The sequence below is a fragment of the Embleya sp. NPDC055664 genome, from assembly GCF_053618075.1.
In genome coordinates this window covers 222,852-236,330 of the sequence record NZ_JBSHGZ010000010.1, presented here as the reverse complement: position 1 = coordinate 236,330, position 13,479 = coordinate 222,852, and the positions used below count along the sequence as shown (strand labels likewise).

Sequence of the window (13,479 nt, the reverse complement as noted above, 5' to 3'; positions counted from 1 at the left end):
GAGCGCCGGGTGCCCCCGCGCACCGGCGACCGCCGCCCCGTGGACGACCGCCCCGCACCGGGTCAGCGCGCCTCCGGGGCCTCCGGCATCGGCAGCCCCCGCGCCGACCAACGCCCGTACTGTTGCTCGACGATCAGCGGCAGACCGAAACAGTGCGACAGGTTGCGCGAGTTCAGGGTCTCGGCGATCGGACCGGCCGCGAGCACCTGCCCCTGACGGATCATCAGGATGTGGGTGAAGCCCGGCGGGATCTCCTCGACGTGGTGGCTCACGAGGATCATCGAGGGCGCGTACGGGTCGGTCGCCAACGCGCCGAGCCGGCGCACCAGGTCCTCGCGTCCGCCCAGGTCGAGTCCGGCGGCCGGCTCGTCGAGCAGCAGCAGTTCGGGGTCGGTCATCAGCGCGCGGGCGATCTGTACCCGCTTGCGCTCGCCCTCGGACAGCGTGCCGAACGTGCGATCCACGTATTCGGCCATGCCGAGCTGGTCGAGCAGCCGCCGGGCGCGCTGCTCGTCCTCGGCGTCGTAGCGCTCGTGCCACTTGGCGGTCATCCCGTAGGCGGCGGTCAGCACGATGTCCAGCACCCGCTCGCGCCGCGGCAGCTTGTCGGTCAGCGCGGCGGACGCCATGCCCACGCGCGGACGCAGCTCGAACACGTCCACCGAGCCCAGTTTCTCGCCCAGTACGGCGACCGTGCCGGAGGTGGGGAACAGGTAGGTGGACGCCAGTTGCAGCAGCGTGGTCTTGCCCGCGCCGTTGGGTCCGACGACGATCCAGCGCTCGCCTTCCGCGACCGACCAGGTCACCTGGTCCACCAGAGGGCGACCGTCGCGCACCACCGATACGTCAACCAGTTCGAGAACGTCGCTCATCCCTGCCAGCTCCCCATCGTGCGCTACGCCGCCGGACGGCATCCCCTTGTGTGGGATCACCGCCTCGCTCCGTGGTCCCGCGTTGTTGCACCCGGTCCGGGAGAAACCTATGACACCGAACCGCCTCCGGTCGTGTCCGGGAGCGTTGCGAGCACCCGTGTGAGCACCCTTACGCTTGTCGGCATGCATGCCGAACCCCGCTCCGGACTTCTCGTCGCATGGGGCAATGCCCTGCTGGCCGGGCACGTTCCGCCGGACGACGCGGTGACCGAGATCGTCGGTACGGACGAGCCGCATCGGGTGACGGGCGTACCCGGCGAGTCCGGGGCGGTCGGCCTGTCGCTCGCACTCGGGCGGTTGCGTGCGTCGGGGGTGCACGGGCTGCGGCTGGCGCTGCCGGTGGCCGGCGATCCGCTCGCGCTGCCCGGGCCGCCCACCTTCAACGACCTCGCGCTCGACGCGGGCGAGGCGGCGATCACGGTCGGCGCACCGGGTGTGGCCTACGGTCTGGTGCCCTCGGTGACCCGGCACGGCACGGCCGACGACGCGACGGTACGGGTGGCCTGGACCATGTTCGAGGTGGCCGACCGGCCCGCGCCCGGCCCGTTCCTGGCCGAGGCCGAACGCGAGTTGGCCGAGGCGATGCGGGACACGATCGAGGACCTGACCCGGCTGGACGTGGCCGGCAGCGGACCGGCCGCGCAGCGCGCGCTCGCCGGGCTGTACCGCAAGGATTCGGACACCCGGATCGCGCCGGGCCATCCCGGTCGGGCCGGGCGGGTGCTGGACCAGGCGCGCCGGATCCACACCGTGATCCGGGTGGCGAGCGGCGAGGATGGCGGGGCGGTCAGCGCGGCCGAGATATCCGCGCGGCTGCTCGCGTTGGCCCCGCTGGAGCGGGCGTGCCGACGGGCGATGGTGGCCGCGTACAGCGCGGCGCTGGAGCCGGACCGCGCCTGAAGGCCCCGAACCGCTCGCGGCGCAGCGACCGCCCCACCTCGGTGCGCCATCGCCCGTGCCCGATCCGGGTCCGGTCGATCGCGCGCCGGCAGAACGGCCGAGGCCGACGCCACGGCAATCGCCGCGCAGGCGAGGGAGACGTGCCGGAAGCCGGTGACGCCGCCCGCGCCGTCCAGGGCCGCACCCGAGGTGTTGACGAGCACGATCCCGGCCGCCGTACGGCCGTGAGGACCCCGCCGGGGCCGGAGCGCGCTACTTGCCGCGCCGACGCCGCGTCTTCGGGTCGAGCCGGCGCAGCATGAGCAGCGCGATCGTCCCGTATATCGCGATCTGGCCGGTCAGGATGCCGATGTTGCGGTACCAGACGGCCGGCTCGTGCTTCCACAGCGGGTCCGGGGACTCCCCCGGTTTGAGCGGCAGTTGGGTGGCGAGGTCTATCGTGCTGCCCGACGCGGCGAAGGCCCAGCGGGCCGGGGCCAGCCAGGCGATCTGCTCGATGCCTGCCTTGCCGTTGAGCGGGAACAGCCCGCCGCACAGCACCACCTGCACGATCGCGATCACCACGAGCAGCGGCATCGCCAACTCCGCGCTGCCGATCGACGCGGAGACCACCAGCCCCACCGCCATCGCCGCGATCGCCGACAACACCACCGCGATGCCGATCTCGACGATCGGCGGCCCGAGCACCACGCCCTTGGCGGGCAACTTCACGCCGACCAGCGCGACGGCGGTGAGCACGGCGCCCTGGATCGCCGAGATCATGCCGAGCACCAGGATCTTCGAGCCGAGGTAGGCGGAGACCGAGAGGCCGGCGCTGCGCTCGCGGCGGTAGATCGCGCGTTCCTTGATCAACTCGTTGACCGCCGTCGCGGTGCCCATCAGGCCGCTGATCACGAACAGCACGAGCAGCTTGGTGGTCGCCTCCTGGTTCGACCCCGGCGGCGACCCCGGCGGACTGACCAGCTTGCCCGGGATGACCCGGCACAACATGCCCAGGAACAGCGGCGCTATGGCCAACAGCGCCAGGTATTTGCGGTCGGAGGCGATCACCGCGAGGTAGCGCCGGGACAGCGTGGTCAGTTGGGAGAACCAGCCCTGCGGCTTGGGCGGCTTCGCCTGCGCCCGCTCGCCCTGTTCGGCGTGCGCGCGGTCCCGGCCCACCTCTATGTACCTGCCGTACAACTCCGAGCGACGGAACGGGCCCTCGTAATCGCGGTCGGGCTCGTCGTCGAACATGGTGAAGACCTCGGGCCAGTCGCCCTTGCCGAAGAACGGCAGCGCCTCGTCGGGCGGGCCGAAGAAGGCGATCCGGCCGCCGGGCGCGAGCACGAGCACGCGATCGCACACGTTCAGGCTGCGGGTGCTGTGGGTGACCACGATGACGGTGCGGCCGTCGTCGGCGAGTTCGCGCAGCTTCTCCATCACCGAACGCTCCAGGCCCTCGTCCAGCCCGGAGGTGGGCTCGTCGAGGAACAACACGGACGGTTTGGTGAGCAGTTCGACGGCGACGCTGACCCGCTTGCGCTGGCCGCCGGAGAGGCTGCTGACCTTGGTGTCGGCGTACGGCGAGGCGGCGCCGCGCGGCACCTTGTCCAGGCTCAGCTCGCCGATCACCTCCTCGACCCGGCGCTCGCGCTCGGCCGCCTCGGTGTCCTCGGGGAAGCGCAGTTGCGCGGCGTAGCGCAGCGCGGTGCGCGCGGTGAGTTGCGCGTGCAGGATGTCGTCCTGCGGCACCAGGCCGATGCGCTGGCGCAGTTCGGCGTTGTTCGCGTACAGGTCGCGGCCGTCGTAGAGAATCTTGCCGCTGGCCGCGCGCCGGCTGCCGGTGAGCGCGCCGAGCAGGGTGGACTTGCCCGCGCCGGAACCGCCGACGATGGCGAGCAGGTTGCGCTCGGCGAGCGGGAAGGAGACGTTGTCGAGCAGGACCCGCTTGCCGGCCTTGACGGTGAGGTTCTGCACCTCGAGGGAGACCTCGCCGGTGTCGATGAACTCGCGCAGTTCCTGGCCGTCGAGGCGGAAGGTGGCGTGCCCGATGCCGACCAGGTCGGCCTCGCCGAGCAGCGCCCGCTCGATCGGTTGGCCGTTGAGGAACGTGCCGTTGTGGCTGCCCAGGTCGACGATTTCGCGCCGGCCGCCGGGGGTGGTGCGCAACTCGGCGTGGTGGCGGGAGACCATCAGGTCGGTGAGGACCAGGTCGTTGTCCAGCGCGCGGCCGATGCGCAGGGTGCGGACCGGGAGCGGGATGACCATGCTGGGCTGCCGGTCCACGCTCGGGCGCGGGTCGACGGCGGGCCCGGCGCCGATGTGCGCGCGCGCCGGCGGGTTCGGCCGGTCCTGGACTCGGCGCGGCGGCTCGGGGACGGAGGGCGGCTCGGGGATCGACGGCGGCTCGGGGGTGTACGGCGATTCGGGGCGGTGCGGGGGTGGTTCGCCGCGGCCGGGCGGTTCGGGGATCTGTACGTGGTCGTGTCGCGCGATGCGCGGCGGCACCACCTCGGTGACGGTCGTCTCCGGCGCGAGGCGCAGCGGATCGCCGTCGTCCGGGTCGCCGAGCAGCACTTCGCAGCCTCGGCCGACGACCACGCGGTGCACCCGATTGCCGCGCATCCACGAGCCGTTGACACTGTTCCCGTCGACGAACTCCCAGCCGTCGGGGCCGACCCGCAGGATCGCGTGGCGTCGACTCACCCGGCGGTCGTCGAGCACGATCGCGCAGGACGGATCGCGACCGACGACGTGTTCGCGCCCGGGATCGAGGATCACGGGCGCGCCGGCGCTGGTGCCGACGGTCAGGTGCGGCACTGCCGGTCCTTCTGGCGTATAGCTGTCCCCCACCCTTCGAGAGTGTAGGGACGCGGGGGCCTCCCGGGCAGGCTTTCTCGTCCGGAAGCACCGTGAACCACTCCGAAGGACGATTCCGACATCAACTTCGCCTTCTGCTGCTCGGCCGCGCGAGCGCGCGGTCGCGGGCGGATCATGGCGGGCGCGGTCGCGGGGGCGTGGGGGTGGCATGTGGGGGGAGTCCGGGGGAATCCGTTGACGTGTGACTCGGGACGGCTCGATAGTCGAGTTTGTCCCGCTCGACCGGCGGTCGGGTCGCACGTGACAGGAGCGGTCGTGGCCTGGAACCAGCAGCAGCACAACGCACCGCCTCCGGCCCGGCCGGCGGCCGGTCCCGCCTCCTGGGGCGGCCTCGCGCCGTGGCTGCACGCGTTCGGCGCGGTGCTCGCGGCGTTCGGCGCGATGGCCGCCGCCGCGTGGCTCGGGTTGTGGCTGCTCGGCGCCGACGATCTGGGCTCGGGCACGATGCCGGCGCTGGTCGCGGCGGTGGTCGCGCTCGCGGTCGGCGGCACGGTCGACCTGAAGGGCACCGAGAAGAGCGGTACGGGCGACGACATTCTCAGCCGACTCACCGGTGACGTATCGCTCGCACAGGGCAGCGGCAAGGTCGACATCATGCTGCTCGGCATCGGCCTGATCGGCGCGCTGGTGCTCGGCTGGTTGTTCCTGCGTCCGCTGCGACACCGGTTGGTGATCGGCACGTTGGACCTGGTCGTACACGGCGTGCGGGTGCTGGTGTTCACCATGGCCGCACTCGGCGTGGTGGCGACGACGGGCAAACACACGCTGCCCATCGAGCAGTTCGTCTCCCGGGTCGGCGGCGCCAAGGCGCAGGACCTGATGAACATCTTCAGCCTGGGCGCCGCGGCCCGGTTCGAGACCGACGTGACCGGCACGCTCGCCTTCGGCGCGTTGTGGCTGCTGATCACCCTGACCGTCGCCGTCGGGGTGTCCGTGCGCGGTCCGCTGCCGGTGAAGTGGTTGCGGCACCGGGCGGTGCTGCGTCCGCCGGTGGCCGGGGTGCTCGCGGTGCTGATCGCCGCGGTGGTCGCGGGGGTGGTGGGTACGCCGTTCGTGGCCGCCTCCGCGCCCGCGCCGAAGCGCATGATCGGCGGCATGTTCTTCGCGCTGCCCAACGCGGTCTGGCTGCTCGCCTCGCTCGGCCTGGGCATCCCGTGGAAGGCGACCACGACCGACCCCACCGGCGGCGGCTTCTCGTTCGGTCTGCCCGGGCCGCTGGGCAAGCTGGTCAAGGCCTCCGCGGGGGACGGTCTGCCGATCCGAATCGACCGGTTGGCCGAATTGGACTCGCGGGCGTGGTTCGTACCGCTGTTCTCCGCGCTGCTCCTGCTGCTCGGCGGGACGCTGATGGCGCTGCGGGCGCCCGCGTCGGTGCGCCCGCATCAGCACGCGTGGCGGTTCGCGGTGGCGCTGGCCGGCGGGTTGCTGGTGATCGCCTATCTGATGCAGCTTCAGCTCAAGGTCGCGGTGTCGGTGTTCGGCGGGGTGGTCTCCCCCGGTGCGTCGGTGTCGCTGCACGCCGACTATCTGTGGACGGTGCTGCTCGGACTGCTGTGGGGCGCGTGTGCGGGCTTCGTCGGCGGCGCGCTCGCGGACTGGGTGCGCTACCGGAGGACGGACGCCGCACCGCTCGCCGCCGGCCCGCCGCGCCCGGTCCACACGGCGCCACCCGCGCCGCCGGGACCGCCGCCGTACTCGAACAGACCCGACCCCACGCACCGCCCGCCGCCCCCGCCCGACCCGCAGGGACCGACCCGGTCGGGCCCCTGGCCTGGGTGAATCCGGCCCGCCGGGCAATTCGTCGGCTGTTCGCAGTGTGGACCGGTGCGGCGGTCGATCTCGAACGGCCGGTACCGTGAAGCATCATGAATGCGCCGCGCACTCTTCTCGTCAAGATCTTCGGCAAGGACCGACCGGGGGTGACGGCGAGCCTTTTCGATGTCCTGGCCGGCCACACCGTCGAGGTCGTCGACGTCGAGCAGACCGTCACCCGGGGCCGGCTCACGCTGTGCGTCCTGATCACCACGCCGACCGACGAGGGCCGACTGCGGGCCGGCGTACACCGCTGGGCGGACGGTGAGCGCCTGGAGGCGGAGATCCTGTCCGGCGTCGGCGACAACCGCCCGCGCGGCGAGGGCCGCTCGCACGTCACCGTGCTCGGCCACCCGCTGGAGCCGGACGCGTTCGCCGGGATAGCGCACCGGATCGCGAACGCCGGCGCCAACATCGACCGGATCTTCCGACTCGCCAAGTATCCGGTGACCGCCATCGAGCTCCAGGTCTCCGGCGTGGAGACCGACAAGCTGCGGCTCGAACTGGCCATCGAGGCCGCCGAGCGTGGGGTGGACATCGCGGTCCAGCCGTCCGGGCTGCGGCGCCGGGCCAAGCGGCTGATCGTGATGGACGTCGACTCGACCCTGATCCAGGGCGAGGTGATCGAACTGCTCGCGGAGCATGCGGGCTGTCTGGACGAGGTGGCCGAGGTCACCTCCGCCGCGATGCGCGGCGAACTGGACTTCGCCGAGTCGCTGCGGGCCCGGGTGGCGCTGCTCGCGGGGCTGGACGAAAGTGCCATCGACCGGGTGCGCGAGCAGGTCGTCCTCACCCGCGGGGCACGCACGCTGGTGCGGACGCTGAAGCGGCTCGGCTACAAGGTCGGCATCGTCTCGGGCGGATTCACCCAGGTCACCGACGTGCTGGTGGAGAAGCTGGGGCTGGACTACAGCGCGGCGAACACCCTGGAGGTGGTCGACGGCAAGCTCACCGGGCGGGTGGTCGGCGAGATCGTCGACCGGGCGGGCAAGGCGCGGTTGTTGCGCGGCTTCGCGGCGGAGGCGGGGGTGCCGTTGACGGCCACCGTCGCGATCGGTGACGGGGCGAACGACCTGGACATGCTCAATGCCGCGGGGCTCGGGGTGGCGTTCAACGCGAAGCCGGTGGTTCGGGAGGCCGCGGACACGGCGGTCAATGTGCCGTTTCTGGACACCGTGTTGTTCCTGCTCGGGGTCACGCGGGACGAGATCGAGGCGGCCGACGCCGCCGACGCATAGCGCCGTACGGCCGACCGGGTCGGGTCGACCGCGTGCCCGGGTCTGCCCGAGCCGGGGTGGGCCGTCCTCAAACTCCGGACGGGCTGAAAAGCTTGTCCTCGAACGCCGGACGGGCTGGATGTGCCGGACCCCGGCCGAATCGTCGGCCTCGTGCCGCTCCGACAACCGAAGCGCCGAACCGGCTTTGGGGGCCGGTCCGGCGTTTTGGGTGTGTGGTTCGGTGCTCAGCCGGCCGGGGTGGTGAATCTGGTCAGGTGGGCCGAGCGTTCCTGGAGGTCGGACCAGGGGGTGTGCAGGCTGAGTACGGCCACCGCCGAGGTCGGGTACTTCTCCCGCAGCCGCACGAGCGTGTCGTCCTCACCGCTGCCGGCCAACGCGTTGACCAGCGTGGCCACTCCCGGGTTGTGCCCGATCAGCAGCAGCGTGTCGACCTCGTCGGGGGTCTCCTGCACGAGGTACAGGAGCGCCTGCGCGCTCGCCTCGTAGACCCGCTCGTCGTAGACGGTGTGCGGCTTGTGGTCGTAGACCTTGCCGACCAGCCGCCAGGTCTCGCGGGTGCGCACCGCCGGGGAGCACACCACCAGATCCGGGGTGATGCCGCCGGCGAGCAGCCGGTGCCCGGTCTCGGCGGCGTCCTTGCGGCCGCGTTCGGCGAGGGGTCGCTCGTGGTCCGGCCCGTCGGGCCACTCGGCCTTCGCGTGCCTCATCACCACAAGATTGCGCTGTCGGTGGGATGCCATGGGTTCAGCCTCTCAGACATCGGCCGTTGTGCACTGCGGGTCGGTGCTTCCGTTTTCCGCGCCGGCCGAATCGGGCGGGTGGCGCCGACACGCACGACGGGTCGGGACCGAGTATCCGGTCCCGACCCGTGCTTTCGGCGGAGGTGGCGGGTGGTCGGGTCACCGCCGGCATGGTGCCGGTGGTGACCCGACCTTCGATCAGCCGGCCGGCGGGCGGGGGATCCGCCGCGAGGAGGACACGTTCTCGTCGTATCCGGTCCCCGGGTACGCCGGCTCGTAGCCGGGCGCCTGGTAACCGTTCGCCCCGGCGTAGGCCGGAGCCGGCTCGGCGGCCGGGGCCGGCACGTCGACCGCCTCGTCGCCGTGGTCCATCTGCGGCAGCCAGTTCAGCCAGCGCGGCAGGTACCAGTTGTGGTCGCCGAGCAGGCTCATCACGGCCGGCAGCAGCAGACCGCGGATGATCGTGGCGTCGAGCAGGACCGCGACCGCCAGGCCGACACCGAACTGCTTCATCGACTGCATCGACAGGGTGCCGAAGACCGCGAACACCGCGACCATGATCGTCGCCGCGCTGGTCACCACACCGGCGGTGGTGCGGATCCCGTGCGACACGGCCTCCTTGGTGTTCATGCCCTTGTCGTAGGCCTCACGGATCCGGGAGACCACGAACACGTGGTAGTCCATCGACAGGCCGAACAGGATCACGAACAGGAACATCGGGATCCAGGAGACGACCGCCCCCGGTGCGTCGGTGCCGACCAGGAAGTCGCCGTAGCCGTGCTGGAAGACCAGCGTCATCACACCGTACGCGGCGCCCACCGACAGCAGGTTGAGCACGATCGCGGTGGCCGCGATGGCGATCGAGCGGAACGACACCAGCATGAGCAGGAACGCGAAGCCGAGCACGAAGGCGAAGATCGGCAGGCGGGCCGCGCCGAGCTTGTCGTTGAAGTCCTTGTTGCCCGCGGTGTTGCCGGTGACCGGGGCGTCCTGGATGCCGTCGACCTTGTCCAGGGTCTCCGGGACGACCTTGTCCCGCAGTGTGGCCAGGGCGTCGTTGCTGGTCTTGTCGAGCCCGCCGCCGGCGAGCGGTACGGAGATCTTGAAGATGTTGGTGGTGCCCTGGCGCTCGACCTCGATCGGCTCGTGCATCTTGCCGGTGGCGATCGCGGCGCGGCGGAAGTTCTCGAAGGCCGCGGGGAGCTTCGGGTCGTCGGGGTTCTTGGTCTTGACCACGACCTGGGCGGGCGCCGGGCCGCCGGGGAAGGCCTTCTCGATGTGCTGGTAGGTCTGCACGATGGACAGGTCGGTGGGCAGTTCCTTGTCGAGCGGCAGCTGGGCGGTCTTCATGCCCACCACCGGGATGGTCAGCGCGATCAGCAGACCGCCGGCGAGGACCGCGGTGGCCCGGGGACGGGTGAGCACCACGCCCAGGATCTTGCCCCAGGCCTTGCTGCCGCCGGTGGGGCGACGCATCTTGGCCAGCCCGGGGATCTTGCCGAAGTCCACCTTGTCGCCGAGCATCGACAGCAGCGCGGGCAGCACGGTGAGCGAACCGAGCACCGCGGTGAGCACGACGAGGATGGTCGCGGAGGCCATCGACTCGAACTCGCTCAGACCGGAGAGCAACATGCCGGCCATCGCGACGATCACGGTGATGCCGGAGATGAGCACCGACCGGCCGGAGGTGGCGGCGGCGATCCGCAGCGCGGTCTCGGGGTCGCGGCCCTTGGCCCGCTCCTCCCGCTCCCGGCGCAGGTAGAACATGCAGTAGTCGACACCGACGGCCAGACCGATCAGCAACATCACCGACTGCGCGTTGTCGCCCACCGGCATCAGGTGGCTGCTCAGCGCGAGCAGGCCGCCCGCGGCGATGAACGCGGTGAGTGCGAGGGCCACCGGCAGCAGGGCGGCGACCACGGCGCCGAACGCGACGAGCAGGATGCCGAGCGCGAGCGGGACGGCGGTCCATTCGGCGCGGGTGAAGTCCTTGGCGATGGTGTCCTTGAACCACTTGTCGCCGCTGGCGTCACCGAACTGCTCGATGACCACGTCCGAGTGCGCGCCGCGGGCCGCGGCCACCGCGTCCAGGACCGGCTGGATGTTGTCGACGGCCTTCTCGCTGTCCCCGGCCATGTCGAACTGGATCAGCGCCGAGTGCTTGTCGGAGGAGATGCCGCCCTGTCCGGCGTACGGAGAGCGCAGGTGCTGAGTGGCGGGGCCCTTGTCCTTGATCTGCGTGGCGTTGACGCGGTTGATCACGTCGTCCACGGCGGCGCGGAACTTCGGGTCCTGCGCGACGAGCTTGTCGCTGCGCACCAGGACCATCTCGCCGGCGGGCTCACTGATGCCCGCGTCGTCGATGATGCGTGCCGCGCGACCCGACTCCCCCACACCGCGCTCGGCCTTGGTGATCTTGTCCGTCCCGCTCATACCGCCGATCACCACGGCGAGGACCACGAACAGCAGCCACCCGAATACCGCCGTTTTCCGATGCTGTGCACTCCAGCCACCGATCGAGGCGGCCAAATTGCGCCTGGATGCCATGGTCCCCGCTCCTATGTTCTCCGCTGCCGAAGGTTTTCCTCGACACGGGAAACGCTATTGGCGGGCGACCGGGGTCCACATCCTGCGGACCGGTGTCTTGGCCCGGGGGGCAGACACACCTGCGTAGTAGGGCTGGCCCCACCCCTGAGAAGGAGGGCCACGGTGATCACTCGGGGCATACCGGGATACGTGTAAGGGGAACGTTCTCCAAACACCCCTGTGACCTGCGGCGATACCGAAACGATCTTCCGAGGGAGGTGTCACTCGTTTGAGGGATCTACACGTGTGCAACGCCCGGGCGGCCGGCCGGAGTTCCCGGGGCGGGGATTCGAACACACGGGCCGCCGGCCGGTGGGGTGTACGAGGCGGACGGGCGGCGGGTCGGGCGTCGGGCTCACCCTCCGCCGGCCCGACGGTTCCGGTCTGCGAAACTCGTCCGCATGGCTGCTACATCCGGCGAATCCTCGAAGGCGCGGTACGAGCGGGCGATGGCGGCCCGCAAGGCCCGCGAGGAGCGCACACACGCAGAGGAAGTCGCGCGCTCCGACGCGCGCAACGAGATCCTGGCCCGCAAGGCCGCCGAGTCCGGCGACGACGGGATCCGGCAGACGGTGTTGGCGCCGCCGGACCCGAACAAGTCCTCCGCCAGACAACTCGGCGGCATCCTGGGCATCATGCTGCTGATCACGGTCCTGATCGGCATCGCGGCAACGATCGCCGCCGCGACCGGTTGAGCGAGGCTTTTCGCTCCCTCGGCCGTTACGCCCGCGAACAACGCCGCAGCCCACAACGACGCGGCCCGACCCCCCGACCTGTTCGGCCGGGCGATCGGGCTGCGTCGGACGTCTCGCGCGCTACGCGCCGATGGCGTGCAGGCCGCCGTCGACGTGGATGACCTCGCCCGTGGTCTTCGGGAACCAGTCGGACAGCAGCGCGCACACGCCCCGCGCGGCCGGGTCCGAGTCGCGCAGGTCCCAGCCCAGCGGGGCCTTCTCGTTCCAGACGCCCTCGAATTTCTCGAAGCCCGGGATGCTGTTCGCGGCCATCGTCTTGACCGGGCCCGAGGAGATCAGGTTGACCCTGATGTTCTTCTCGCCCAGGTACTTGGCCAGGTAGCGCGAGGTCGACTCGAGCGCGGCCTTGGCCACACCCATCCAGTCGTAACCCGGCCACGCCACCTGCGCGTCGAAGTCGAGGCCGACGACCGAGCCGCCGCGCCCCTCGTTCGCCTCCATGAGCGGCAGGCAGGCCATCGTCAGCGACTTCAGCGAGTACGCCGAGACCTCCACCGCGGTGGCCACGTCGGGCCACTCGGTGTTGAGGAAGTTGCCGCCGAGGGCGTCCTTCGGGCCGAACGCGATCGAGTGCACGACGCCGTCCAGGGCCGGCACGTGCGCGCGCACGTTGTCCGCGAGCACCGCGAGGTGTTCGGCGTTCGTCACGTCCAGCTCGATCACCGGGGCCGGCTTCGGCAGCCGGTTCGCGATGCGGTTGACCAGCGAGAGCCGGCCGAATCCGGTCAGTACGACCTCGGCGCCCTCCTCCTGGGCCCGCTTGGCGACGTGGAAGCCGAGAGAGGCGTCGGTGATGACGCCGGTGACGAGAATGCGCTTGCCCGCAAGCAGGTCGCCCATGAGTTCAGTGCCCCATTCCAAGTCCGCCGTCCACAGGGATGACGGCTCCGGTGATGTACGACGCGGCGTCGGAGGTGAGGAACCTGACCACGCCGGCCACCTCGTCCACGTCGGCGTAGCGCGCCAGCGGGATCTCCTTGAGGATCTGCGCCTTGCGCTCCTCGCCCAGCACCTCGGTCATCGCGGTGTCCACGAAGCCCGGCGCCACCACGTTCGTGGTGATGTTGCGCGAGCCCAGCTCGCGGGCGATCGAACGGGCGAAGCCGACCAGGCCGGCCTTGGAGGCCGCGTAGTTGGCCTGCCCCGCCGAGCCGGACAGCCCGACCACCGACGAGATCAGCACGATGCGTCCCTTGCGGGCCCGCAACATGCCCTTGCTCGCCCGCTTGACCACGCGGAACGTGCCGGTGAGGTTGGTGTCGACGACGCTGGTGAAATCCTCCTCGCTCATCCGGAGCAGGAGTGTGTCCCGGGTGATGCCGGCGTTGGCGATCAGCACCTCGACCGGGCCGTGCGCGGCCTCGACCTCCTTGAACGCCTGCTCGACCTGCTCGCCGTCGGTGATGTCGCACCGCACGCCGAGCAGCCCCTCCGGGGGCTCGCCGGAGCGATACGTGATCGCGACCTTGTCGCCGTCGGCGGCGAAGGCCCGGGCGATGGCCAGGCCGATGCCCCGGTTTCCTCCCGTGACCAGTACGGACCGGCTCAACGGATCACTCCTCTGTTCTGGGATGTTCCGGGGTATCCCCGAATATCGCCGACTGTTCCTCGACCGTCCTCGGCCGTGCTCACGCACGTCCCGGGTGGCGCCCGG

Annotated in this window: 10 protein-coding genes; 4 read left to right on the top strand and 6 right to left on the bottom strand. The window is 71.0% G+C overall.

What is annotated here, in order from left to right:
- Nucleotides 1–62 precede the first annotated feature (62 nt).
- On the bottom strand, nucleotides 63–872 hold the full coding sequence (locus tag ACWGR4_RS19830; RefSeq protein ID WP_380011045.1) for an ABC transporter ATP-binding protein: 810 nt from the start codon (nucleotides 870–872) through the stop codon (nucleotides 63–65).
- A 183-nt stretch (nucleotides 873–1,055) separates the two neighbouring features.
- On the opposite strand from ACWGR4_RS19830, the gene ACWGR4_RS19825 reads away from it, so the two are divergent.
- Entirely contained in the window at nucleotides 1,056–1,832 is a 777-nt protein-coding gene (locus tag ACWGR4_RS19825; protein WP_452132509.1) for a hypothetical protein, read from the top strand.
- 252 nt (nucleotides 1,833–2,084) lie between these two features.
- Here the strand turns inward: ACWGR4_RS19825 and ACWGR4_RS19820 are convergent, their stop codons facing one another.
- A complete protein-coding gene (locus tag ACWGR4_RS19820) occupies nucleotides 2,085–4,634 on the bottom strand; it encodes an FHA domain-containing protein (RefSeq protein ID WP_452132508.1) in 2,550 nt (849 codons plus the stop codon).
- 315 nt (nucleotides 4,635–4,949) lie between these two features.
- Here ACWGR4_RS19820 and ACWGR4_RS19815 point away from each other — a divergent pair, with 315 nt between their 5' ends.
- Both ACWGR4_RS19815 and serB read left to right on the top strand, forming a co-directional pair.
- The gene (locus tag ACWGR4_RS19815) at nucleotides 4,950–6,473 is read left to right on the top strand and encodes a streptophobe family protein (RefSeq protein WP_452132507.1); all 1,524 of its coding nucleotides are present in this window, start codon (nucleotides 4,950–4,952) and stop codon (nucleotides 6,471–6,473) included.
- Nucleotides 6,474–6,559: 86 nt separating this feature from the next.
- Nucleotides 6,560–7,744: a phosphoserine phosphatase SerB gene (gene serB / locus ACWGR4_RS19810; RefSeq protein WP_380011057.1), complete on the top strand. Its 1,185-nt coding sequence runs from the start codon at nucleotides 6,560–6,562 to the stop codon at nucleotides 7,742–7,744.
- A 224-nt stretch (nucleotides 7,745–7,968) separates the two neighbouring features.
- On the opposite strand, the gene ACWGR4_RS19805 is transcribed toward serB, so the two are convergent.
- Nucleotides 7,969–8,484: a SixA phosphatase family protein gene (locus ACWGR4_RS19805; protein ID WP_078977748.1), complete on the bottom strand. Its 516-nt coding sequence runs from the start codon at nucleotides 8,482–8,484 to the stop codon at nucleotides 7,969–7,971.
- Between the two features lie 198 nt (nucleotides 8,485–8,682).
- Nucleotides 8,683–11,031 (bottom strand): MMPL family transporter, encoded by a 2,349-nt coding sequence (locus ACWGR4_RS19800; RefSeq protein ID WP_380011061.1) that lies wholly within the window; start codon nucleotides 11,029–11,031, stop codon nucleotides 8,683–8,685.
- Between the two features lie 440 nt (nucleotides 11,032–11,471).
- Here ACWGR4_RS19800 and ACWGR4_RS19795 point away from each other — a divergent pair, with 440 nt between their 5' ends.
- Complete coding sequence (locus ACWGR4_RS19795) at nucleotides 11,472–11,765, top strand: hypothetical protein (protein ID WP_126641373.1); 294 nt, start codon at nucleotides 11,472–11,474, stop codon at nucleotides 11,763–11,765.
- 120 nt (nucleotides 11,766–11,885) lie between these two features.
- On the opposite strand, the gene fabI is transcribed toward ACWGR4_RS19795, so the two are convergent.
- Both fabI and fabG read right to left on the bottom strand, forming a co-directional pair.
- Nucleotides 11,886–12,665, bottom strand: coding sequence for an enoyl-ACP reductase FabI (gene fabI / locus ACWGR4_RS19790; RefSeq protein ID WP_452133706.1), 780 nt, complete (start codon nucleotides 12,663–12,665; stop codon nucleotides 11,886–11,888).
- Between the two features lie 4 nt (nucleotides 12,666–12,669).
- Nucleotides 12,670–13,374: a 3-oxoacyl-[acyl-carrier-protein] reductase gene (gene fabG / locus ACWGR4_RS19785; protein WP_380011068.1), complete on the bottom strand. Its 705-nt coding sequence runs from the start codon at nucleotides 13,372–13,374 to the stop codon at nucleotides 12,670–12,672.
- Nucleotides 13,375–13,479 lie beyond the last annotated feature (105 nt).